General features: G+C 40.4%; 20 protein-coding genes. 9 read left to right on the plus strand and 11 right to left on the minus strand.

What is annotated here, in order from left to right:
- Positions 1-9 precede the first annotated feature (9 nt).
- The 3 genes from HY817_00060 (at position 10) to HY817_00070 (ending at position 2,783) form a co-directional block, all read left to right on the plus strand.
- Positions 10-1,650, plus strand: a complete 1,641-nt coding sequence (locus tag HY817_00060) for a hypothetical protein (GenBank protein ID MBI4835633.1) — start codon at positions 10-12, stop codon at positions 1,648-1,650.
- Between the two features lie 275 nt (positions 1,651-1,925).
- Positions 1,926-2,414 (plus strand): hypothetical protein, encoded by a 489-nt coding sequence (locus tag HY817_00065; protein ID MBI4835634.1) that lies wholly within the window; start codon positions 1,926-1,928, stop codon positions 2,412-2,414.
- 66 nt (positions 2,415-2,480) lie between these two features.
- A complete protein-coding gene (locus tag HY817_00070; GenBank protein MBI4835635.1) occupies positions 2,481-2,783 on the plus strand; it encodes a hypothetical protein in 303 nt (100 codons plus the stop codon).
- A 2-nt stretch (positions 2,784-2,785) separates the two neighbouring features.
- Here HY817_00070 and HY817_00075 read toward each other — a convergent pair whose 3' ends face one another.
- From HY817_00075 to HY817_00100, 6 genes are all read right to left on the minus strand, one after another.
- The gene (locus HY817_00075) at positions 2,786-3,691 is read right to left on the minus strand and encodes a hypothetical protein (GenBank protein MBI4835636.1); all 906 of its coding nucleotides are present in this window, start codon (positions 3,689-3,691) and stop codon (positions 2,786-2,788) included.
- 162 nt (positions 3,692-3,853) lie between these two features.
- Entirely contained in the window at positions 3,854-5,179 is a 1,326-nt protein-coding gene (locus tag HY817_00080; protein MBI4835637.1) for an aminopeptidase P N-terminal domain-containing protein, read from the minus strand.
- Between the two features lies 1 nt (position 5,180).
- Positions 5,181-5,882, minus strand: coding sequence for a dipeptidase PepE (pepE, locus tag HY817_00085; protein MBI4835638.1), 702 nt, complete (start codon positions 5,880-5,882; stop codon positions 5,181-5,183).
- A gap of 9 nt (positions 5,883-5,891) precedes the next feature.
- Entirely contained in the window at positions 5,892-7,013 is a 1,122-nt protein-coding gene (gene menC / locus HY817_00090) for an o-succinylbenzoate synthase (GenBank protein MBI4835639.1), read from the minus strand.
- Positions 7,014-7,022: 9 nt separating this feature from the next.
- Positions 7,023-8,495 (minus strand): hypothetical protein, encoded by a 1,473-nt coding sequence (locus HY817_00095; protein ID MBI4835640.1) that lies wholly within the window; start codon positions 8,493-8,495, stop codon positions 7,023-7,025.
- 61 nt (positions 8,496-8,556) lie between these two features.
- Positions 8,557-10,725 carry a hypothetical protein gene (locus HY817_00100; GenBank protein MBI4835641.1) on the minus strand — a complete coding sequence of 723 codons (2,169 nt, stop codon included), beginning with the start codon at positions 10,723-10,725 and terminating at the stop codon, positions 8,557-8,559.
- A gap of 324 nt (positions 10,726-11,049) precedes the next feature.
- On the opposite strand from HY817_00100, the gene HY817_00105 reads away from it, so the two are divergent.
- Positions 11,050-11,301 carry a transcriptional regulator gene (locus tag HY817_00105; GenBank protein MBI4835642.1) on the plus strand — a complete coding sequence of 84 codons (252 nt, stop codon included), beginning with the start codon at positions 11,050-11,052 and terminating at the stop codon, positions 11,299-11,301.
- A gap of 5 nt (positions 11,302-11,306) precedes the next feature.
- Here the strand turns inward: HY817_00105 and HY817_00110 are convergent, their stop codons facing one another.
- Positions 11,307-12,125, minus strand: coding sequence for a hypothetical protein (locus tag HY817_00110; protein MBI4835643.1), 819 nt, complete (start codon positions 12,123-12,125; stop codon positions 11,307-11,309).
- 52 nt (positions 12,126-12,177) lie between these two features.
- Positions 12,178-13,947, minus strand: a complete 1,770-nt coding sequence (locus tag HY817_00115; protein MBI4835644.1) for an alanine--tRNA ligase — start codon at positions 13,945-13,947, stop codon at positions 12,178-12,180.
- A 126-nt stretch (positions 13,948-14,073) separates the two neighbouring features.
- On the opposite strand from HY817_00115, the gene HY817_00120 reads away from it, so the two are divergent.
- The 3 genes from HY817_00120 (at position 14,074) to HY817_00130 (ending at position 16,173) form a co-directional block, all read left to right on the plus strand.
- On the plus strand, positions 14,074-14,646 hold the full coding sequence (locus HY817_00120; protein ID MBI4835645.1) for a hypothetical protein: 573 nt from the start codon (positions 14,074-14,076) through the stop codon (positions 14,644-14,646).
- 76 nt (positions 14,647-14,722) lie between these two features.
- Positions 14,723-15,067, plus strand: coding sequence for a hypothetical protein (locus tag HY817_00125; protein ID MBI4835646.1), 345 nt, complete (start codon positions 14,723-14,725; stop codon positions 15,065-15,067).
- 50 nt (positions 15,068-15,117) lie between these two features.
- Complete coding sequence (locus tag HY817_00130; protein MBI4835647.1) at positions 15,118-16,173, plus strand: hypothetical protein; 1,056 nt, start codon at positions 15,118-15,120, stop codon at positions 16,171-16,173.
- On the opposite strand, the gene uvrB is transcribed toward HY817_00130, so the two are convergent.
- The gene (gene uvrB / locus HY817_00135; GenBank protein ID MBI4835648.1) at positions 16,174-18,153 is read right to left on the minus strand and encodes an excinuclease ABC subunit UvrB; all 1,980 of its coding nucleotides are present in this window, start codon (positions 18,151-18,153) and stop codon (positions 16,174-16,176) included. It abuts the gene before it with no gap.
- A 207-nt stretch (positions 18,154-18,360) separates the two neighbouring features.
- Between uvrB and HY817_00140 the strand changes: the two genes are divergently transcribed.
- A complete protein-coding gene (locus tag HY817_00140; GenBank protein ID MBI4835649.1) occupies positions 18,361-22,167 on the plus strand; it encodes an isoleucine--tRNA ligase in 3,807 nt (1,268 codons plus the stop codon).
- On the opposite strand, the gene HY817_00145 is transcribed toward HY817_00140, so the two are convergent.
- Positions 22,138-23,418 carry an MgtC/SapB family protein gene (locus HY817_00145; GenBank protein ID MBI4835650.1) on the minus strand — a complete coding sequence of 427 codons (1,281 nt, stop codon included), beginning with the start codon at positions 23,416-23,418 and terminating at the stop codon, positions 22,138-22,140. The genes HY817_00140 and HY817_00145 overlap by 30 nt on opposite strands.
- A 56-nt stretch (positions 23,419-23,474) precedes the next feature.
- Between HY817_00145 and uvrC the strand changes: the two genes are divergently transcribed.
- Entirely contained in the window at positions 23,475-25,397 is a 1,923-nt protein-coding gene (gene uvrC, locus HY817_00150; GenBank protein MBI4835651.1) for an excinuclease ABC subunit UvrC, read from the plus strand.
- 5 nt (positions 25,398-25,402) lie between these two features.
- On the opposite strand, the gene HY817_00155 is transcribed toward uvrC, so the two are convergent.
- The gene (locus HY817_00155; GenBank protein MBI4835652.1) at positions 25,403-25,858 is read right to left on the minus strand and encodes a DUF3566 domain-containing protein; all 456 of its coding nucleotides are present in this window, start codon (positions 25,856-25,858) and stop codon (positions 25,403-25,405) included.
- Between the last annotated feature and the right edge of the window lie 12 nt (positions 25,859-25,870).

Below are 25,870 nucleotides of genomic sequence, written 5' to 3' on the forward strand. Positions count from 1 at the left end.
ATAATTTTTATGGAAGCTACATGTATTGTTACTGGTAAACAATTTTCTATTTCTGATCATGAGCAAGAATATTGTCACAATGCTGGTATTCCACTGCCCAAGTTGCATCCCCAAGAAAGACTGAAAAGAATTCTCAACTTTCGCAATCGGACATTTCTCTACAATACTACCTGTGCATCATCTAAAAAACCGATACTCAGCTGCATTCCACCAGACAAAGGATTTACTGTATATGATGTAGATGCCTGGAATGGCGATGATTGGGATGCATTATCCTATGGGAAAGAATATGATCCTCAGCGTAATTTCTTTGATCAATTGGGAGAATTACTAAAAGCTGTCCCTTTACCAAATTTGACGGTAGTACGAGCTGGGCTAGAAAATAGTGACTACTGTAATGGCGCTGCCAATCTCAAGAATTGTTATCTTTGTTTTGCCTCAGTAGGAAACTCAGATTGTATGTTTTGCTGGAATACCTTTGACAGCAAAAATGTGGTGAACTGTATTTCCGCCATTAAGTCAGAATTATGCTATCACTGTCGCGATATTGAAAACTGTTATCGTGTTTGTTATGCCGAAAGCTCTAATTATTGCTCAGAATCTTATTTTCTAGAGAGTTGCCAGTCATGCAAACATTGTTTTGCCTGTGTCAATTTAAGTAACAAAGAGTATTGCTGGTATAATGAGCAGCTCACGAAAGAGGAATTCGAAATGCGCAGGACGAAATTCGCAATGGGGAGTTTGCGGACAATAGAAGAAGAAATGAAAAAGTTTGCAGAGTTTAAAAAGCGTTTTCCTCAGAAAGCAGTCCAGGGGCGCAACAATGAAAACTCTACGGGCAATTATATTCACAATTGCAAAGATTGCCGCAGTTTATTTCATGGTAATGGTTCAATTGATGTAGAAAATTGTATTGGTGTCAATAAATCCAAAGATGTTTTCTGTACAGCCTTCTGTACTAGTGGAGAATTACTCTACAATTGCCAAGCTGGTATCAATAATTATAACAATCAATATTGTGCTGAGTGCGTACAGACCAGAAATATGCTGTATTGTTTATATTGTATGCAGGGGAGTAGTGATTGTTTTGGCTGCGTCAGTCTCAAGAAGAAACAGTATTGTGTTTTAAATAAACAATACAGCAAAGAAGAGTATGAAAAGCTAGTACAAGAGATCAAGCGTAATCTTACCGAGAGAAATGAATGGGAAGAATTTTTTCCTAGTCGCTTATCACCGATGCACTACAATCATTCTGACGGTGCTATTATTTTGCCAGTAACTAAAGAAGAGGCGATCAAGCTGGGCTTTACTTGGGAAGAAGAAACTCCCCAAGAAGCTTTTGCTGCCTATCAAATCCCAGACAATATTAAGGATGTGAAAGACGATATTCTCCAGGGCACTTTACAATGCGCTACGACAGGTAAAAAGTTTCGTCTCACCAAACAAGAGTTAGAGTTTTATCGTGAAATGGGCGTACCTATTCCTCGGCAAGCCCCATTAGAACGAGTCCATCAAAATGCTGCCGTATTCCGCATCACTGAAGTAAAAAAGATTCCTTGCTCAAATTGTCATCAGAAAATTGAATCAATCTATGATCCTCAAGAAAGAGCCGTGCTTTGTGAAGAGTGCTATCTGAAAGAGCATTATTAGTTTTCTGTTATCACTGTCAGGTTGCTGCCTGAACCAATAAAGCATGGCAGATAAGCTTGCTTAACAGCTTCTAGCCCCGAACTGTCGTACCGGACTCAGATCCGGTACCCAGCAGGGACAATAGTGCTCCAAAGTAACTTGTAGTTTTAGAGTGATACTGTCATGCTTAATCACCCTGGGCGCAAAACTCTCAACCGATAAATATTACAGCCGCTGACCAAATATAGACACATCAACAAACTGATGCTATATTATTATTTAATAAAATTTCATTTATGAATGCACCAAGACAAAATAGGGAGCAACCATTACCTCAAATGGGCCGCAATCTCATTGCTGCAATATTAGCATTAGGCTGTGCCAACAATGCGCTTGATGTGACCCTAAACAATAGAACTCGGGTCGCCGGCGAAACTATCAGAGTCACTGTTACTTGTGATGACACCCTAAATGCTACAGCAACATTGGTAACTCCAGGCATGAGACAAACCGACGGTGGAGTAGGAAGGTCAACAGTTACTGATTTGAGCACTGATGCGCTTTGTAGTCATCGCTCCGTAGTCAGATGTGGTTTTACTGCCGCTGGTACTCTGAGTGAAGTTTGTTTTCAGCCAGATCGTTCGCAAAGTGATTTAGTTATTGTCCGCCGCAATGGTGAGGAAAGATCAGTGAACTTCGATATTTGTGCCAATCACGCACAAAGACCAGATTGGGTCAATTGTCAGATATTTGATCGTACCACTTGGATTTGCGCAAAAAAGTAAACCGTTTCTTTCGTAAACCAATCAGTGCTAGAATGACCGTAGTATTAATTACGGCCCATGCCTCATATGTATTCTAATCTATCTTTAATGGACCCGATGATGGGAGGATTTGTCGGGGGCATTTCCATTTTAATTTTGGCATTTATTGCTATTCGTCTCTTCGCCATTATTCGCGCCGTACAAAATCATCAATACGGCTGGTTAATTATCTTTATCGTGTTCTACAATTTCCCTTTAGTTGATTTAGTCTATCTCTTTGGCTTCCAACAAAAGAGTGAATTAACTACTCAACAATGGTGGGAGAAAAAAACCAAACAGGTTCAGGAATTATTCAACAAAAAAACTCCCAAGCCACCAGAAGAAAAGTAAACTCAGTAGCGTAATTCCACTAAAGTGGCATAAGTAGCACCATCTGCAGCCAACAGCTTCCAATCATAGCGAACCTCAGACACTAGTTGTTGCTTCTCATTATCTGCAAGCAAACAGTCCTCACATGTCCCATCAACAGGATTTAGATAAGTATAGTAAGATGGGAAGCTGCCTGCTTTTTGCACGTATGCCCTGGCCACTAACAGTCCATCAGATTGACTCATTGTGCGCGTGGTATAAAAAAACGGTTGTTCTTTTTCTCCTCCTACTAACACTAACTTTCGGCCGTCAACAATATCCTTAAAAGGATAAGCGTCACTGAATCCACCATTATAAAGAACATTGGCAGTAGCATAACGCTTTTGAACATTAGAACTAGTTACTTGTGCTGTTTTGTAACGCATGATTTTTTCAATAGCATCTCGGCAGGAGGCGTCGGCATTAGCACTTGCCATCATTTGTTTGATGCACTGAGCCCAAATATCTTCTCCTGGCATAGTTGCAGACATACCAAAACGAAAATGTACGTTATGTCTTAATCTAGGATGAAAACGATCTATATAGCGTTCTAAATATTTTCGCATCTGATCTGAGCAACTCAGAGCATCGGGCAGATTCATGTTATAAGATTCTGCAATAAATTCTGTTGCTTGATATACTAAATATTCCGGCAACTTACCAAAATGCATATATGCCTGCTCCATAGCATGAAGAGTAGGCACTAGTATAGCTGGTAAACGATAAGGGAAAGTACCAGTTGGTGATAACCCAATGCCAGTGGTGAAAACAAATTTATCAGGTTGGGTGATGATTTCTGTAATTTGATTACGCCCTGTTTTTTCTCCCGGTAACTCTACTGGTTTAAAGAGATCGCCGAGCTTAGGGTATAGTGCTGTTATATTGGACATAGAAAGCTAAAAGTATTGTTAGACACGGTTAGAAGAACTAACTAGCGCCAACAGCATTTAGCAAGCCGATTTTTCAAATAGCTAGATAGAAGATCCTGCACCATATTTGAGAGTGTGTAGATCAATCAAATACTATCGTACTAGTACAACGCCAGTCAATACTTACATGAACATTTTCTCAATATCAACAACATTCTTTGGCAAATCCTGGGTGAGAATATCAATACCTGAAGCTGTTTTTACTATATCATCTTCAATTCTTATTCCAATACCGCGCAATTCCTCAGGGAGCGAGTCATTTTCTTTAGGAAAGTATAGTCCTGGCTCCACAGTAACCACCATGCCTTCAGTAAGCACAACGGGCCTACCATTAGTATCCTTATAGATAGCAGCGTCATGGACATCGAGACCTAAGAAGTGGCCTGTACCATGCATAAAAAAGTCACCATATGCCTTTTGAGCAACATTTTCTTCTATAGAACCTTTGAGTACTTTAAGATCGATCAGACCAGCCACTAAAACTTTCACAGCTGCCATATGAATAGATAACATAGTTGCATCGGCCTTGTTTATCTCTTCAATAGCAGTTAACTGTGCCTGGAGCACTATCTCATAAATATCTTTCTGGATCGGAGAAAAAGTTCCAGAAATAGGATAACAACGTGTAATATCTGCTGCATAATAATCACATTCAGCTCCTGCATCGATAAGACAGAGATCTTCAGTTAGCAATACTGCGTTATTCTTAGTATAATGCAATGTACAAGCATTATTGCCTCCAGCAACTATTGGAAGATATGCCCAATTGGCTCCAGCCTTAGTAAAGGCGTAAACGATGTCAGCAGCAAGTTGGTACTCATAAAACTTATTTATCTCTTTGACGTGAGATCGTAAGCTCGCAACTGCACATTTATGAGCATGGATACTAATCTGTGCTGCTTTTTTCATTAGTCTTATTTCTGACTCTGATTTGTACATACGTAATCTTGCTAGTAAAGGTGCCAACTTATGAATACTCATAATCGCGGCCCCCACTCCGTGACGATCCGCATCAGCAAGGATACCAAGGACTCTCTTTCTTTCCTTAACATATGATTTACCATCGATATCAAAGTAACAAGTAGTACAACCTTGAAATAGCCTTACTAGATCTTGATCAAATGTATCCCACTCTTTTACATGAGCGATACCAGTAATTCGGCTGGTCTCTTCAACTGTTGGTCTTTTTCCGCTCCACACATCTTTCTTGGCATGCGCTAATTGTGTATATAAATATTCCTCTAAATTGCCCTGAGCATCTTTACGAATCAACAAAAGTGCTTGTGGTTCATTGAAGCCGGTTAAATACCAAAAATTGCTATCCTGACGGAAAGGATACTCAGTATCAGCATTGCGATAAATTGATTGATTAGAAAAAACTATTGCTACTGAGGCTGGTGGCAATTGTTGAGTCAATGCCTCTCGGCGTTTAATGAACTCAGTAGCCATGTTACAAAAGAGACGAGAGATCCTGATTTATCTCAAAATCTGTAATCTTACCGTCTGGTGAAAACAACTTCGCCCCCGCAATACCCAAAAGCTGGCATTGATCATCCTCAATGTGAAGTATTGCTCCTTCTCTCATACCTAATACAGGCACCTTATTCAACTCTTGATAACCTTTAATACGATCAGCACGAGTTTCACCTTTATGGGTACTATTTGCTTCAGGATCAACATAGTGTGGATTGATCTGAAAGGGGACAAGACTCAATGAAGTAAATGATGGTGGATAAACAATCGGCATATCATTGGTAGTACAAATCGTGGGAGAAGCAATATTACTACCAGCACTAATACCTAAATACTTTCTGCCACTCATGACCCTTTCCTTTATTGAAGGCAAAACATTTGCCTCATACAGTCTGTTCAGTAGCAAAAACGTATTACCGCCACCAACAAAAATGACATCGGCATCTTTGATGGCCTGCTGACGATCACTTTCCCGATGAATTGATTTAATTTTGTAACCTAACCTTTGAAATACTTCATCATAAATACCTGTATAAAAATCCATGTCGTATATCGCGTAAGGAACAAAGAGAATATTTTGAGCATTACTCAAGAATGCTTTAACTTGTTCTTCACAATATTTAAGAAAGCCATCATACCCATACACACGAGAACTACTGAGCAACAATAAATCCTTCATACATATAAATTAAATAGTTACAGTTTCTGATACGAAGCTGTTCAATACTGACCAATCAAGATCCATTCCGAAACCAGTAGCCTGGATATCGATATGGATCTTATCTCCTTGGATACTATAGGGCAAATGAGCAAAAAACTTTTCATATTCGGCTATATACGTCAACGCTCCTAAGAAATCTATCGGATAATCTACATTATCTACTGTGGCCAAACTCAAATTAGTATAGAATCCAACAGGTGACTCTAACATACCGCCAACCCAAGTCTTTATTCCAGCCTCTTGGCTTTTTTTATTAATTCTCAAAGCATTAGTAAGGCCTCCAACTCGAGGGATTTTGATATTAATTAGTTTACAACTACCCAACTCAATAGCTTTTTCCGTGTCATAGAGGCTTTCAATACTTTCATCAAGAGCAAGGCTAGTTTTAATCTGTGATTGAAGTTTAGCATGATCGATTAAATCATTCTGTTGTAACGGTTGCTCTATACAATATAAATCTAATTCATCAAGCTTTCGAAAGATGGATATGGTTTCTTGATTCAACACATATGCCGAGTTAGCATCGAGCATCAGTATTGCTTGAGGAAAGGCTTTCTTTAAAGCGATTGATGGATCAATATCATGTCCCGGTTTGATTTTTAATTTGAGATAAATTGCTCCACTATCAATATGAGCTTGAGCCTCAGCTAGAGTATCTTCTATTTTTTCATGAACTGAAATGGTTCTGGAAATGGTAGCTTCACTTTTACTTCCTGAGATCAGATCAACTATCCGAGTATTGGATAGCTTGGCAAAAAGATCATAGACTGCGCAAACTGCAGCACTCTTGGCGAAATAATTCCCCCTAAAAGGAGTGAGCCTATCACTAAAGTTATCGGGATGCTCAAAATCTGTCTGCTTCAATAAAGGCGCAGCAACCTTTTTCAGAAAACTATAAGCGCTATCAGGTGTCTCATGATTATACAGAGGTTCGTTCAGTACAGGAGCTTCTCCAATACCAAATACACTGCCAGAATAAACTTTGAATAGTAAAGAATTTCTGGTATGCACGGCTCCAAAACCTGTTACCATGGGCTTTAGTAACGGGATACTAATTTTTATAATTTCTACTTTGTCGATATGAATCATAATAAGTAATTAACGAAGAATAGCAGATGGTGTAAGCGCAGCTAAATCAGATCCGTATCCTAAAGGGGGAGTTTCACCACACATGAAAGCATATAATGTTGGCGCAGCAATTGCGAGTGATTCTCTGCCTGATAATTGGATAATTCTTTGCAAATCTGATTTAGATACACCAGCATTCAAAGCATCAACCCCATTAAGCAAAGACTTTTGCGCTAACGCTATTCCCCAGCAAGGACTAACAATTGCGACATCAGTAGGCATAGTAGCCAGTTTATCTGCCCGACGCGCCTCACCAAGCATCTGGAGAAACTTTTCACTCCTATTACGCAGCTCAGTGAGATAACCTGACTGCATCATTCCACCGATAGGGCAAACCCCAGCATCACTTATTAAACAAAAAAACTTTAAGATCCCATAAGGGAGGATTTCCCTTGCTCTCAATTTCTGTGCCAATAAATCAGGATCAAGATTGCCAGTATAAGGCTGGAGTCTGGCTGACTTCCCTGAATTGTCTATTTGGTTAAAGGGAATCTCTCCTTCTTCCCAACCGGTTGGAATTCCTGCCATATCAACCAAGAACTGTTGTCGTAAAGCAGCATCAGCAAAGATTCGTCCGACTACACTACTTTTATCTGCCAACATATCAGCTAGAAATTGGGCAGCGACGGACTCGGAATCAATAGTAACTGGAGTGATTTCACTTTCTGATAGAACCTGATTCATCCATGTACTATGCATCAAGGCAGCCTGATCTGACAAGTGATCTGGATGACGATCACAAATTACTAAAAAACTCTCCAGTAATTGTACTTCAGCATGATCATTACCAAGACGCCCTTTTATTTTAGCTAATTGACCTCTTAGGCGTGCCCTTGCCTCCTCATTGATACCAGGCACAGCATATTGTGGAGACTCTTTATATCTGTCAGATACTAAACGTACCGGAGCTTCTAAAGCTGGTAGATCTAGATAGGTAGCACTATTCGCATTATTCACCGGTACGCGACTCGAGCTAAAACTAATACTCACACTATGCCCTTTAGCTGCATTGGCAGCTGCCCAAAGAATTTGACCTTGAAAAATAATTGCATTCACATTATAGGGAGTGGATTTACTGACTTTATCTTGTCTCCGGGGCAAATGAAGATGCGCACCCGTTTCCAATACAAAGCTTGTGAGCATTTGAGCTGTAACTTTCGCAGCTGTCTGATCTCCATAAAGTCTCGCCACCTCATGCCCTAATCGGCTTAGGAATGCTTGTTTCCCTGCAAACTCTTCCCCCACATTCCAATGCAAAGCATTGTCTAAGTATTGGCCTAATGTTTCTTGATGTATCAAACCTCTAAGCACCGGTTTATTAGCAAAAACTGCTTCCAACATTTGATTCAACCTACCTAAAGAGTCTAAAGCCTCGATTGAAGCTGCGCGTGTAGCTGCATATTCATGCGGTTCATCAGGACCTATTTGATTAACATCATTCATGGAACTATTTAGTTATTATTTAAGACCAAACCATACTACCTGACTAGTATAGCGTCAATACTCAGGCAGCCACAAACTCTTCCTGTCGCTTACCCTTTTTAAGGCTCATAAGTAAAGCAATATATTCCTCGGGACTTACTGTTTCCAACAAAATTCTCATATCTCTTACAACAGCAGCTGTTTTACTAAGTTTTAGGTCACCAGCAGTGACCAAGTTACGAAAAGCCTCTATAACGGATACTTCACCTATTTGATCAATAGAAGGCTCCTCTGCTAATGGATAATAAGGGGGGACCGCTCCAGCGACCATTGTTATATGTATAGGAGCATGAGGAACAAAAGTCTTGCTGCCTGGATGAACATTATACTTTCCGGACATGGTTAACTTTCGCTGTAGACTATTAAATGCTCGTTCACCAGCTCCACCAAATTTAATGGAAAAAGCTGAAGTAAATTTATCCTTAGCTGTTCTTATTTCTCTAAACAAGCGGGGATGAAGGGCAACATAACGAGCAGCTGTTACAGTAGCAGTATCTCTGCTTATTGGCTGCTTCGCGTGATCCTGTGCGCGTTTAATAAGCTCTTCCATACATTCGTCTAACACTTTGTCTCGTTTATCACCAATAGCTAACTGAAGAACATGATCTTGAATTTCACGCAAAGTAGCATCCTCCTCAGTAGATGCCTTCGCTTCTTGTACTTTCAAATATGGCGCACATCTAGGGAAAAAGCGTTCAACAAATGCGACCAATAGCTCCTTGCTCTCACTAGCCCTTTGAGCAGTTAATGACAAATTCATACCATTCATCTGACCACTAGGTTCATGCGCATCCAAAAGTACTAAATCAGGAATGTTAATGGTTACACCTTCACCCTGTTGTTCCCATTCATGATTCAAATGAATAAGTGTCTCAATCACTTGTAAGGGCGCCAATAGGTAAGCAGGATATCGTGGAGAAACGGGAGATTCAGTGCCACCAAAGCCTACAATCATTTCCCCTCTATAACCAGGGAAGAGCAGACTATATACTAATTGTTTAAATAATTCTTGCGCCGAATGAAAATCAATTTCTTCAATCAAGGTATTGCTCATAATGCGGCACAATGCCGTAGCGGCTTTTTCTACAATCTCAATAGCAAAAGTTTCTAATCTTTCTCTAGGAGCAGAAGGGGGAAGAACCATCAGAATAGGATTAATTAAATCTTGACTCCAATTTCCTATTTGATCCTCCACTTTACCAACTACCTTTGTTGCCGTCTTAGTCACGTTAATCCTTTCCTTTATACAAATATCTCTAGCAGCCTTAGTGATCTTCGCCACTCCCTCAGCCCCCAAAAGAGCACGTGTTTTTTCAAAATGGGTCATCATCCCATGAGCAAGCTTATAATTAGCTTCATCTAAACGAAGTTGATCTAAAATTGCATCTCGTTTCTGATTAACTTCATTAACCTTAGTACCATCAGCCCACGCAGCATCTCTAGCTTTTTGTTTCGCTGCAGCGGCCAGACCGATATTAGTTTGCTCTAAGTTCAGAAAAGCTGACCAAGTTTGTCTATCACTAGGAGACATCAAATCAAGACAATTCATATGTTCCAGAGTTACCTCACCCCAGGTAGTTGCTATTTCAGCCAAGTTCTCACCCAGTGCCAATTTAATATCACACTCTCTTTGTTGTTTTGCCAAACCAGACAAGCCAATATCTGCATCTCCATTGACTTTTTCATCAACAGTTTTCAGCAATCTCTTTATTTCATCTACTTGGCTAGATAAAAGTTGATAGTTCTTATCAGCTGCTAGACCTGCAACATCCTTCTTATAATGTGCCCGCAATAAACCCATACCTTTTTCTAAAGATCGCTTCTTCTCTTGAAACAATTGTTGCACAGCATGTAAACCCGCCAATCGCGCCACCAATTGACTTCTCTCTCTGAGCAAAGCATCTACATCATATGCAGCTTCTTGTTGAGCAGCTTTCTCCCTTAAAGAGGCATAATTTCTAGGAGCCTCATAAGTAGCTAATGCTCTACGCAAATTAGATCGTGATGTTGCATGAGAATGGCATTGACAAAGTGCATTGCTTAAAGCAGTTCGCCCGAATACCTTTACCAAGTCTGATCTAGTCAAAGCTACCATACCTTCCGGTAGAAACGGCAACGCAGATCTACAGGATAAATATCTTCTTAATAAAGGTAGCGAATCCGGAGGAACAGCAGGTTGGGTATTATTCATAACCGAAGAATTAATTACTAAAAAAACCCTCTTACCCGTAGCAAGAGAGCTCTGTAGTTTTGGCATTACAAGTCTCTTACCAGCGGTACTGGCTAAGAATAAAGAGATTGATAATGCTAAAAGCTACTTTATGAGACATAGATATTTCAGCTAGTGTTAGAATAGCAAAACTTGCAAAAAATGCAACAAAATCTTCTAAAGTTGTCCCGCTTAAAATGAGAAAAGTGTTACGCCAATACCACTTTACACTAGTATTGGTAGGAAGATTTAATTTACTAGTCTACTAGTCTGTGATAAAAATAGCATCATACTAATTACGCAACCATGAGTCTAATCAAAGCCTTAGAAAAAGTCGCTAACGCCAAAGAGTTATCCTTATTGCTAGAAGTCATACTGACTCCGAAAGAGCTCCAAGAGATAGGGCAACGCCTAGAAATACTCAACCGCTTAGAACACGGAGAGCCTCAGCATAAAATTGCCCAGAAGTTACATGTTGGAGTAGCCACAGTAACTCGGGGAGCCAGTGTAATCAGAAGCAATAGTTATCAAAAGATTAAGCATCTCTTAACTACTTAATCATCTTAAAGCAACTGCGAAATCAAATGATCGCCAGTGATTTGCTTCCCAGGTCTGAATATACGCGCATGGAGAATACGAGCAGCTTTCACTATATCTCGACCACAAGCCACTTTTTCAATAGCAGTATCCATGATCAATACAGAGCCGCTAGAATAACTTTGCCAATCATGAGTATATACCGAGCCTTCAATCATCTCAGTAGCGCTGGCAGTTACTTTTACTAATCTTTCAGCAGCAGCTTTCTGGGTTTCAAGCTGTACGCTTTGCATCAATGCAGTATTGTATGCACCTAAACGGGCAGTATCAACCACTTCTCCGCCCTCAGCTAGTTGTCGATAAGCATCATATTCCAGAAAATCAAAAGGACCAGCCAGGAGTCGATTCTTTGGGGTATCTTCGACTGGCAAGTGAAAGTTCTTCAATGCATCCCTAGCTAGCATTTGTAGAACAGGCCAAATCACTGGAGCCGCAGCAACTTGAGTAGGCACATTTCTAGGAGTTGCTCCTAATCTTTGTCCTAACACTACGGCTTTGATGGTACCTGCACCAATGCCACCATCAGCATGCCACCCCATAGGACCTTCAGCTGGGATTTCACTAGCATAGACATCAGGATCATCAGGAACTGTAAAGTGAGCATTTTCTACTACGATGACACCACTCAAAGCAACTCGAGTCTTGAGTGCTTCAGCATTTTGGCTTAACCATAAAGCAAAATCTAAAGGGCTCTTTTCTTTACAAAACCATCGTTCACCCCAACCATGAAGCTCTGCTAATGGTTCAATTTCAAATGGACTTTCGTCAATCTTCACTGTAAACATGTACGCTGTTTCGAACAGAACAATATACAATAATAAGTACCTACTGGCAATGTTACAGAGCCGCTTCACCAATCACCGCTTTGATACGACGAATTCCCTTAGAAGAACTTTCTTCTTTAAGAATTTTAAAGGCCTTGAGTTCACCAGTATGATCTACATGAGGCCCACCACAAATTTCTTTAGAGAAATCTCCCATCGTATACACCTTTACTCTATCTCCATAGCGATCTTCAAATATCCCAATAGCACCCTTTGCTTTGGCCTCATCTACAGACAATTCTTCCCAGGTTACCGACAAATCACGACGTATTTGCTCATTCACAATTTTTTCCACCTGTACTTTTTGCTCAGCAGTCATAGCCTGATCATGGGGGAAATCAAAACGTAATCTTTCTTGGGTAATATTACTGCCTCGTTGTTCAATATGTGGTCCCAATACCATACGTAAAGCCTGATGCAATAGGTGAGTGGCAGTATGAAGTTTTTTGCTTTCGTCAGAATGATCGGCAAGGCCACCAGCAAACTTTTGTTCGCTACCTTGGCGAGATAATTCTTGATGTTTTTTGAAAGCAACACCGAAACCAGCTTCATCAACAACAAAACCAACTTCACTGGCCAATTCCTTAGTAATTTCGATAGGAAAACCAAACGTGTCATAGAGATGAAAAGCTTCTTCACCATTAATCATTTTATTACCCGTAGCAGTGAGCTCTTGTTCTAATTTACGGAATTGCTTCAAACCATTTTCCAAAGTTTTACTAAATTGATTTTCCTCGTCTTGGATAGCTTGGAGTAAAGCAACAGGATGCTTCATTAACTCTGGATAGGCTTCTTGATAAAGAGCAATCACAATAGCTCCTAGTACTTCTAAAAAGTTTCCCTTAATGCCCATTTTCCGACCATGACGGACAGCACGACGAATTAAACGGCGAAGGATATAGCCCTGATCGACATTGCTAGGACGAACATGATCAGCTAAGAGAAACATAGCAGCCCGAACATGGTCAGCAATCACGCGCTCGGAAATAGTATCTTGATTCTCTGCTAGCTCACGGATTTTATTGATAATAGGAATAAAAAGTTCGGTCTCATAAATATTGGTCTTACCATTCAGAACCATCAAAGTACGCTCCAGTCCCATACCAGTATCCACATTTTGTTGAGCAAGCGCCTGATAAGCACCATCCGTAGTACGATTAAATTCCATGAACACATTGTTCCATATTTCTACCCAACGTTTGTCAGCAGGATCATAAATAGTAGGAGCACTTTCCATACCAGTCCAATAAAATATTTCCGTATCAGGACCTTGGGGACCGGGATGCTTACCTCCAGATGGCCACCAATTATCTTCTTTGCCTAAAAAAGCAATGCGAGCTTCTTGAATACCCAGCTTTAGCCAACAGTGGTGAGACACTTCATCCCTTGGTGCCGTATCATCCCCAGCAAAACAGGTTACTGCCAGTTTCTCTATAGCAACACCTAACTCTTCAGTGAGAAATCTAAAACTTAACGTTATCGATTCTTCTTTGAAATAATCACCCAAGGACCAATTTCCTAACATTTCAAAATAGGTATTGTGCGTATTATCACCAACCTCATCAATGTCATCGGTGCGCAAACACTTTTGGACATTTACCAATCTCATCCCTCGAGGATGTTTTTCACCCATCAAAAAGGGCACCAAAGGATGCATACCAGCGGTGGTAAAAAGCACACTAGGATCATTCTCTGGCACCAAAGAGGCGCTAGCTAAAACAGCATGATTGTTTTTTTGAAAAAAGTCCAAATACTTTTTGCGCAATTCTTTTGCAGTAAACATAGGTTAATTACAGATTACGAAGTATAAATAGTAGACCAATTAGCATGCATTATGCTCTCGCTCATTGCCTTATTACACTGGCATTCTACTGAAAAAGATGCTAGAAAGTAAACTATTTTAAATGTTATGAACAATCGATTATCTAGAATAGGGGAGAACAATTCAGATCAATGGCTACAAAGAACAGCAATAGCGTGTGTTCTAGCTGGTTGTGTCCCACCTAAGGTACCTGCTGATAAAGTTCCTCCTGTTAACCACATCAGCGCATCTTCCTGTGAACTTGCTTATTTTGATTGGCACGATGGAGTAAATGGTGGTCGGATTAATCAGACTTTACTTACTTCTCTTGACTCCAGCATCCCTCATCTAACTATTGCGATGACTAATTGTGCCGCTGATGTAGCAGCGGCTGGCAGCTCAACTACAGAATACCCGGAACTAAGCTCAGTAAGCGGCACCATATACAAAGTACCGGTAATGGTAAATTGCACAGCTCGAAATCAATTTAGTCCGCAATTCTTTGCCCATGGGCTTTATCATCGAGACAATGATGGGGGAGAAGTAGTCACTGTCCATTTTCCCAACTTCAGTGCTACTGTAAGAAGTTATTGGCCAGTACAAATGTCAGCAGTACGAGGTGGATGCACGGTAAGATTCTTAGGGCAAGAAATGTATAGTCAGATTACAGTTGATTACTAAACTATCTAAACAAACTTTATTCACCATATTTACTTAGTCTATTCTCATATGCTAGCTTATTTACTTAAATAATCTTATGAATCCCACAGTACCAAGCAATGATGCAGTTCAATTAGAAGATTTCCCAATTCCCCAAGATTTAAAAGAACTTAAAGCGGATGATAGAGCAGCTGTAGTTCAGGCTATTGAAGATGGCTGTCGAGCTGCTAGGCTTTGTATGGAATTACTTTTCAAAACGGGTGGAACAACTAAACGAATAACTTGGGGTAGCGTATTATTTATGGCTGACAATAGTCCTGCTGAGTTAGGACAATTGGGTCTACCAAAAGTACAAAAAGGTGTGGCAGCTATCGTGGATCAAGCAATGATGGAACGAATAGCTTACCGTAGAGCCCATGATCATTGGCTCAGTCGTGTATAGTTACTAATCTCATTAGAGTATTTACCGAGATCTTGTTTACTAAGTTCTAAATGAAAAACATTAATACTATCGAAGCTATTGAAGTAAATGCTCCTGACATAGATCAACTTCTAGAATTTGTGCCAATTGACCTTGATCTAGTAGACATGCTCCCTCCTGAAGGAACTGCTTGGGTATTAAGTGAATTTGAAGCAAAGCAAGGTGTCCCATTAGTTGTTATTTATCGAAATAGATTATGCCTAGTTAGCAGTGGACAGATCACATCTTTAGACAATGCTATAGATAAGCCACCAATGACCTACGCAATCAATGCCTTAAAAGGTGAGACTGTACTAGTTGATCGCAGTGCAGGTATAGAGTATCAACAATTAGTCGCTGCCTGGCATGAAAAAAAGGCATTAGCTGAAGCTTCTCGTGGCGCTAATAGTACAGCAGTACAACGATGGCTAGACGCTAGAAGAGAAACTCCAGCTCGACCAGCAACGATTGCCAAGACCAACATCCCAAAAGCTATTGCTCCCAGGTCAAGACTAACTGCTAGCGATATTATCAGGCAAGCCAGAGCAAAAATAATCGATGCCGGTATCAATTTAGTTACTGAACAACAAAATCCATATTTATCTCCTCATGGCAGCATCCGCTGTGAACTGCGTACCTTTGTGGGACATTGCGTACTAGTAGTCAAAACAAGCAATAATTTAGCTTGGTCATATCATGGTGCTTTGGCCAATGCCAGCAACCAATTCACCACTGCGATCACTGAGATACTTGGTACAGGAGCTTTGGTTGCGGGTAGGATGAAAGAGCGAGCGCATGGCCATGAAAGTTTATATGTAGAAAGATCTTCTCTCACTTCATCCTCAGTAGCCATGTTAGCTGGATACCAAAATGATCCAGCTAGAGAATTTGGTAGTTTAGGAGAAGATTTCTTTGACCAATTAGATGCAATTGTCGGCTGGACTATCAAGCCATACCTTCCAGCTCAACATGGCACATCCCCCCAAAGTCCTTATGGCCGCACTTATGCGGTGTCATTAACCAATTCATTGAATCCTGTCACTCATTCAGGATATTGGGACTTGGCTATTTTTAATCGATCGAGATAATTACCGCTTCAACTTCTTCAACTTTTTCTGAAGCTCTTCAATTTGGTCACGGAGTTCTGCTGCTTTTTCAAATTCCATTTTGCCGGCAGCCATATCCATCTGCAATTCTAATTGAGTAATGACCTTAGCGATTTCTTCTTCAGGTAATTCACTGAGTTTAGGTGCATCTTGGCGTAATTCATCTTGAGGCATGATATTACGGATTTCTTTGATAATAGTAGTAGGTGTAATGCCATGCTTTTTGTTGTACTCCTCTTGAATAGCACGACGACGATTGGTTTCTGAAATTGCCTTTTTCATGGCATCCGTCATACGATCGGCATACATGATCACATGCCCATGAGCATTACGAGCTGCTCGACCAATAGTTTGGATCAAGGCCATATCAGAACGGAGAAAGCCCTCTTTGTCAGCATCGAGAATAGCGATCAAGCTTACTTCTGGTAAATCTAATCCTTCACGAAGTAAGTTGATACCCACAATTACCTCAATTTCTCCCAAGCGCAAATCCCGAAGAATATCGAGGCGCGCCATAGTGTCGATATCAGAATGCAGATATTTCACCTTGATACCTGCCTCTTGTAGGTATTCAGTGAGATCTTCCGCCATGCGCTTGGTCAGAGTGGTTACCAATACCCGCTCATTGACTTCAATGCGTTTATGAATTTCTACCAAAAGATCGTCAATTTGATTCTCTGTCGGCTTCACTACCAAAGTAGGATCGAGTAAACCAGTAGGACGAATTAGCTGCTCTACCACCACATCACCAGATTTTTTCACCTCATATTCACGGGGAGTCGCTGATACATATACTGCTGTATTTATTTGTTTTTCAAACTCAGCAAATGTCAGTGGCCGATTGTCGTAAGCTGAGGGTAAGCGGAAACCGTACTCTACTAGACTAGTCTTACGCGCCAAATTACCGTTAAACATACCACCTATTTGGGGGATAGTAATATGTGATTCATCAATAAACATTAAATAATCATCGGGGAAATAATCGAGCAAGGTTGCTGGCTGATCACCAGGGCCGCGATTATTAAGATAACGAGTATAATTTTCAATACCACTACAGTACCCAGTCTCCAACATCATTTCGATATCATATTCAGTTCTCTGACGGACACGTTGCGCTTCCACGATTTTTCCCCATTCATTTAGCTCCTTTACTCTTTGCTCTAGCTCAGCTCGAATTTGCTCTACCGCCCGGAGAATAGTTTCTCGGGAAGTCACCGCATGCTTGGCGGGAAATATTTCGATTGACTGTAATTGAGCAATGATTTCTCCAGTCAGAGTATCAAACTCTTGTAACTCTTCGATCTCGTCGCCGAAATAAGCAATACGAATAGCAGTATCACTATAGGTAGGATAAATCTCTACCACATCGCCACGGGCGCGAAATGTACCACGAGTAAAGGCAATATCATTGCGACGATATTGGAGATCAGCTAGGTGACGGAGCAGTTTGTCTCTTTTATATTGCAGACCGACACTCAGTTTTTCCGCTACATTGCCATACTCTTCCACTGAACCCAAACCATAAATGCATGACACTGAAGCCACGATAATCACATCTCTTCGAGTAAGTAGATTCTTTGTCGCTGCATGGCGGTATTTATCAATTTCTTCATTGATAGAAGCGTCTTTTTCAATATAAGTGTCTGAGCGAGCAATATACGCTTCTGGCTGATAATAATCATAGTAGGAGACAAAGTAATTTACAGCGTTCTCGGGAAAAAATTCTTTAAACTCGCTATAGAGCTGCGCTGCCAGAGTTTTATTATGCGCCAAAACTAAAGTGGGCCTTTGCATTTGACTAATCACATTGGCCATAATAAATGTTTTCCCGGTACCAGTGGCTCCCAATAGCGTCTGATGCCTTTTCCCTTGTTCAATTCCCGCCATCAGTTCTTTTAGCGCTCTTGGCTGATCACCAGTAAGTGAATAGGGCGCAACCAATTTAAATTGCTTATTATCCATGCACAGCAAATTAGGGAATAGAGTAGATCTATATTAGCAGGCTAAATAATTATGACAACCACTAGGTGCTGTATCATGCTCCTTTCTGATTCTGAATTCAGCATTCAGAATTCAGAATTCTTTCTGCTACTGTCAAATTGCGACTCAGCCTAAAAAATAGTATTCTTCGGCCACAAAAGTCTAGACGCACTTCTTACATTTTGCTTTATGCCTAAAAAAACGACTAATAAAAAATCGAAAGCCAAAACCGCAGCCCCAGCTGAAACAGCTACCGAGACCAAGCCAACAGCAGAAAAAAAACCTTTAGATACATTTTTCAGTGCCGTGGATATCAAGCAATCTTTTCCCAAACTAGAAGATGACATTTTAAGTTTTTGGCGAGATAGTGATATTTTTCGCAAAACTATTGATAGCAGAGCTGGCGGTAAAGAATTTATTTTTTATGAAGGCCCACCGACAGCTAATGGGAAACCAGGAGTTCATCATGTAATTGCTAGAGTATTCAAAGACATCATTCTCCGCTATCGAACCATGCAAGGCTACCGAATTGAGCGTAAGGCTGGTTGGGATACTCATGGATTACCAGTAGAATTACAGGTGGAAAAAGAACTTGGCATATCGGGCAAAAAGCAAATTGAAGAATATGGCATAGAGGAATTCAATCAAAAATGTAAGGAGAGCGTCCATCGCTTTACCCAAGCATTTGAAGAAATGACAGAACGGATCGGCTACTGGGTAGACATGAAAAATCCTTATGTCACCTATGAGCCTGATTATATTGAATCTGTCTGGTGGTCGCTGAAACAAATTTGGGAAAAAGGACTATTGTATCGTGATCTCAAAATAGTACCTTATTGCTGTCGTTGCGGCACCCCTTTATCTAGCCACGAAGTGGCGCAAGAGTACCAAACAGTAAAGGATCTATCACTGACGGCATTGGCCCAAGTGAAAGCGACAAATACCAATTTAGTAAATGAGAATGAAACAGTATACTTGGCCGCTTGGACCACTACGCCATGGACTTTACCTGGAAATGTAGCTATTTGTGTCGGCCCTAATGTTCGTTATGCCAAAATAAGGTTAAAAGACAATAGTTGGGTGTTTATAGCAGAAGAGCGAATCGCGGCTTATCATGATGTTCTACCTAAAAATGCCGATAACTCTCCTAATATTGAAATTCAGGCTACCTTCGAAGGCAATGAATTAGTCGGTGCAGAGTATGAACCATTATGGCCTTATTATACTAGTGATAAAAAGGGCTGGTATGTTATTGCTGAACCATTTGTCACTACCACTGACGGTACCGGTTTGGTTCAAATTGCTTTATATGGTGAAGATGATTTCCAAGTCATTACCAAATATGATTTACCTCGTGTGCAGCATGTTAGTAAAGAAGGCAAGTTTATTGCTGGTAGTGGCCCATACACTGGGCGCTATTTCAAAGAAGAGGGATTGGACATAGAAATCTTAAAAGATTTAGCCAGTAGAGATTTGTTGCTCAAAAAGGAAAAGTACGAACACAATTATCCTCATTGTTGGCGTTGCAAAACACCATTGGTTTATTTTGCTATTAGCTCTTGGTTTATTCGCATGTCGCAATTGAGAGAAGAATTGATGGCTAATAATGAAACAGTAAATTGGTATCCTGAACATATCAAACATGGCCGCTTTGGTAATTGGCTAGCAGAAGTAAAAGATTGGGCTCTATCTCGCAATCGCTATTGGGGTACGCCGTTACCAATATGGGAATGTCAAAGCTGTGGCAAGTCGGTCTGTGTGGGCTCCATGATTGAATTACAAAAGAAAAGCGGCCAACCATTGCCCCTGAATAAAGCTGAAGAAATTGACTTACACCGTCCCTATATCGACCAAATCACCCTTAACTGTGAATGTGGCGGTACTAGCACTAGAGTAGAGGAAGTAATTGATTGTTGGTTTGATTCCGGTGCCGTACCTATTGCTCAACAGCATTATCCGTTTGCCCTTACTGAAGAAGAATTTTTAAAGAATCACTTTCCCGCTGATTATATTTGTGAAGCTATCGATCAAACCCGTGGTTGGTTCTATACCCTCATGGCCATCAACACTATTTTATTCAATCAAAGTCCTTACAAGAATGTTATTTGTCTTGGCCATATTCTCGATGAGCAAGGGAGAAAAATGAGTAAGTCGCTAGGCAATATTGTAGACCCGATGGAAGTGACTAATATTCATGGTGCTGATGCTCTGCGCTGGTATATGTTTAGCGCATCTCCTCCAGGTCAGCCCCGTAGTTTTTCCTTAGGATTAGTAGAGCAATCGCTACGCAAGTTCTTGCTTACTTTATGGAATGTGTATGCATTCTTTGTTACTTATGCCAATATTGATCATTTTGAGCCGAAGAAGTTTACCAAAATTATTGCCCTTACTCATACTGAAGCCGAAAATGACAGCTTGGGCTTATGTAGTTTAGACAAAGAACATACCTATCATCTCACCGAGCAGGGTAGACGGGATGCTGATGGTATCGCCCAAGAGCTCAAACACACCGTTATGGATCGCATTTATGTTTCTCCTTTGATGCGCACTCAAGAGATGGCTCAAATTATTAGTCAATTCCATAATGTCCCGGTCACGGTTGATGAACGTATTGGTGAAATGGATATTGGTACCTTCGAGAGTAAAAGTCTCACTGATATCCAAGAATATATTACACAGCTCAAGAATCCTTATGCTGAAAGTTTCCCGGAAGGAGAATCATATCTTGATGTTGAGAAAAGATGCTTTGCTTTCTTAGAAGAGCTCAAGCGCAAACATGAAGGGGAAACGATCTTGGTTGTTACTCATAGTGCCGTAAAAAAGATGGTGCAAAAGTATTTCTATCACACTCCATCTGATCAAATACTCAATCAAACCATTATTCCTGGCCTGATTGACCGATATGTAATGAGTTGGAGTGAGCATAAACTAGATCGTTGGATTCTCTCTGAACTCCATACTTTAGTTGATACCGTAGCTAGTGATTTAGATAATTATCGGATATGGGAAGCCACTGGTAAGATCGAATTATTTGTAGACAATCTCTCCAATTGGTATGTACGTCGCTCCCGTCGTCGTTTTTGGAAAACAGAAAATGATCAAGATAAAATTGGTGCTTATCAAACCCTCTACCATGTATTGAGTTTACTCACTCGTATTATTGCGCCATTCACACCATTTATTAGCGAACATATTTATAAGAATTTGGTAAAGCAAGAATCCGTCCACATGGCTAATTATCCTCAGACTATTCAAACCTTTATTCGTCCTGCCTTGAATGAAGAAATGGCTTTTATTAGAACTGTAGTCAACTTGGGCCATGCTATCCGAGCAGCTCAAAAGCTCAAAACTAGACAACCATTAAGCTCCGTTGCTGTTATCGCAGAACATCGCTTGAGTGAGGAAGAAAAACAAGTAATTGCTGAAGAACTCAATGTCAAAACAGTACAAATGACTACAGCTGAAGAAGGCAAGATCAAACGAAGCATCAAACCAATTCCCGCTATTTTGGGCCCCAAATATGGCAAAGATGTCCAAAAGATTTTGCAAGCCGTGAGAGAAGATAAGTTTACTTTAGTTGAAGATGGTACCGTGATTATCGCTGATGAATTCACCCTTTTACCGGAAGAGGTGGAAATCGTGTATCAAGCGGAACCAGGCATGAGTGTCATTAGTCAGGGTTCTATTGTAGTCGCCCTGGATACTCAGCTTACTGATGAGCTAATTTGGGAGGGATATGCTCGAGAGATTGTCCGTCATATTCAAGAAATGCGAAAAAATGCCGATTATCAAGTAGATAGTCGTATCAATGTTAATATCGAAGTCTTAAGTGAAGGTGAATTAGCTCACAAAGTCCTCAGCAACTTTAGCTCTTATATTGCTCGCGAAACATTAGCTAACACTTTGACTGAACAAAATTTGCTCGCTGATCGAGAAGAGAAAGTGAAAATCGATGAAATCGAACTATTAATTAAAATAGAACCGGCTCAGAATTAAAGCAGTCGCAGTACCGCTAGTAAGTATGGCCAATGAGTAGCGCCACATATAAGCCCTCAAAGCTGGTGCAGCAAATACTACTATGATACCTAATTTCATAGCTACATTACTCATAAAAGCAATCAATGCAGCAAAATGTGCCTGCAAAATCGTGATTGAGCCCTGACCAAGTAATTCGCTAATAGACAAACTAATTGCATCGATATCTGCTAAACCAGCGATCAAACTGGTAAGATACAAACCGCTGCTTCCCAAAAATGCTGTACTATTGCGCGCCAAAAATTTGATCACAATAAACAAAATGGCAAAACTAAGCGCAGCTGGCAAGCGGAAAGGATTATCGAAACCATCAAGCTTACTTGGTAATTCTTCTTGATTCTCACTTTGCCTATGCCAAAAGTAAATGAATAGTGAACCAATCAACACAAAGACAATTGCAGGGATAAGTAGGACCTGAAACATATCAGCGTTTACCGCCGTAGTGGTAAAGAGAATACGTACCGCCGCTATGGTGGTAGTAATAACACAAGCGGTCACTAAAAGTTTTTCTGATAGCTTGGTACTCTTTGATAATTGAGCCATACTGCTCGTCACTGCGGTAGAAGAAATCAAGCCACCAACCGCAGCTGTTAAAATCAAACTCCCCCGACTACCAATAATTAAATGGAGCAAATAACCAATAAAGCTCACTCCAGAAATAAGCACCACTATCCACCAAGCGGTATAAGGATTTAAAAAGTTCCAGGGATCAATATAACTATTAGGCAAGAAGGGCAAAATAGCAGCACTCAACACGGCAAACTGAACGGTAGCCAATACAGCATCTCGAGGAATAATGCCCAGCACATACTGAAACTTATTTTTGAACGATAAAATAAGAGCAGTAATAATACCCAAGGCTAATACTAAAGGTGGTTGCAGATGTAGACTCAATCCTCCTAGGAGAAAAGTTAAAATCAAGGCTAAAGCAGTAGTCAATCCGGTTATACCTTCCTTTATACCACGAATATATTGCGCCATACCGACAAATCCCACCAAAGCAATACTTGAGATCAGAAAGAAGTGGCTAATACCAATAAGATCGAGCACGGCACTGACAAAGCCCCAAATACTAACAAATAAAAATGTTCTCAAACCCGCTAAGATAGTAACTTTTTCATGAAGGCGCAAAGATTCACGCTCAGCGCCAATTAAAAAACCTATGGCCAAAGTAATCGCAAATGGGACCAAAAGAGAATGAATGTCTAGCATGGATGGTCAAAAAGTAAGTTTCTTTATAGTATAACATGTGTGTACGTTATGAAGCTATGTTTAAAGTTCCTGATCACATCAAGGTTTTATTGAAAGAACTCAGCACCCAACCAGGTATTTATAAAATGCTTGATAAGGACAAGCAGGTAATTTATGTAGGAAAAGCAAAAAATCTACGCAAAAGGGTCAAGTCATACTTTCAAACTAAAAAAGATCTATCACCCAAAGTAGCGGTGATGCGAGAAAAAATCGTCACTATCGAATGCACTATCACTAGAAGCGAGTTGGAAGCTTTGGTATTAGAAACAAATCTCATCAAGAGCATGCGCCCAAGATATAATATCTTGATGAAAGATGATAAGAGTTATGTATATGTGAAGATTTCTCGAGAAGAGGATTTTCCTGAAATTAATATTGTCCGTCGCTTCGAACGCAATAGTAAATTCCATTATTTCGGACCATATACTAGTAGAGACACGATATTTAAAACCTTAAAAGGCTTACAAAAGATGTTCCCTTTCCGCACCTGTGAAGGCGAAATCAGAGAAGAAGTTCCAGGACAGAATGTATATCAGCACTTAAGTCGCCGAGCTCCTTGTCTTGAGTATTATATCAAACGCTGCCAGGCTCCTTGTATTAGTAAAGTAACAAAAACCGAGTACCAACAAAATATTCAAGCAATTAGCAATATTCTCAAAGGCAACTATGATGAGCTAATTCAAGATTGGCAAAGCACCATGCAGCAAGCTGTCAATGATAAGGCTTTTGAGATCGCTGCTCGTTATCGCGATCGGCTACAAGCATTACAAGAACTAAGCAAAAAACAATACGCCACATTAACATCTGGTCACAATCAGGACGTTTTGGCTGTCGCCAAAGATGCAGATCAGGCGGTAATTGCTCTTTTCATGGTACGCCAAGGACATGTAATTCAGACCGAGCACTTCAATCTCTCTGATTACAGTAAAGATCATAATGAAGAGCAATTGCTCTCTGCCTTTATCGAACAATATTATAGTGAAGCAGCCTCATTACCCGATGAGGTGGTCGTAAGTACTGATTTTTCTCCTGAAAATAAAAAACTTTTAGAACAATTTCTCAGTACTATTCGAGACAAAAAAGTCGGCATTCTGATGCCAGAAAGAGGGGAGAAAAGACAATTGATTGATATGGTCACGGAAAACGCTCAACTCCAATTAGAAAACAACAAAAAGAACTGGCAAAAAGAGCAAACTCATAGTTCCCAAGCAATAGTGACACTACAACAAGCTTTGGGCATGAAGACACCACCCCATCGAATCGAATGTTATGATATTTCCCATATTCAAGGGACCAACAAAACTGGTTCTATGATTGTCTTCATTGATGGCAAACCAGAAAGCAAGCTCTATCGCCGTTTTCATATTGAGAGTTTAGCCGAAGGTGTAAATAACGACTTTGCTTCACTACAAGAAGTACTCACCCGACGTATTCGCTATTTAGATGAACTTTATCGAGCAAAAAAGAAACGGCGGCGGGAAAAAGTCGATACCATGTCTTTACCCGAAAGACCGGATCTGATTATTATTGATGGTGGCAAAGGCCAGCTTTCTAGCGTAGTCAAAGCGTTAAAAGCAGAAGTTAAAGGAGGTCTCAAAGTTGAACTTCCGCTGATAATTAGCTTGGCAAAAAGAGAAGAAGAGATTTTCTTTCCAGGAAAATCAATTCCTTTATTATTGCCCAAAGATACGCCAGTATTCTTCTTGATCCAAAGAATCCGTGATGAAGCTCATCGTTTTGCAATCAAAGGACATAGAAACTTGCGCAGCAAAAAAATGGTAAAATCAAAATTGGACACTATTTCTGGTATTGGTCCCAAGCTAAAGAAAAAGTTGCTTCAGGCCTTTGGTAGTGTACCAGGGATCCGGGAAGCAACTTTTGAAGATATTGTGAAAGTAGTGGGTAGCAAAACCGCTGAGCGCATCAGGGAGATGTTGTAGACGATTTACTTTTTCTTAGCCGCTTTTTTCTTGACAACTGGTCGACGTACAGAAGCAGTTTTTACTGCAGGTTCTGCAATTTTTGTTTCCGGCATCGCCGCTGGGACACTTACCGGCCGTGTCGTATGCAAAGCCAAATCTACTTGGATACCACCCGTGATACCAGAGGCAAAGTTATAGAGACTAGCCAAGATTACCCCATAAAAGAAGCCAATGACCAAGAAAATAACAGTAAAAATACAAGTGAGCAAAAGAATCTCTACTGGTTTGATAGTCAGGGCATGAAACATAATTTGACCATCGGGAGTGATACTCTGCCAACCTAATGATAAAGCTCTTTGGCCCCAGAACACTGTCACTGCATTCAGAATTAAACCAACTAATAAAGTAACGGTAGCACAAAGTAACCCATGTATTTTACCGAGAGAAAATGGTTTAATGCGAGAGACAGTATGTAGCATGTAAGCTTGGTT

This window comes from Candidatus Abawacabacteria bacterium (genome assembly GCA_016207805.1).
Taxonomy (GTDB): domain Bacteria; phylum Patescibacteriota; class Gracilibacteria; order RBG-16-42-10; family RBG-16-42-10; genus JACQZO01.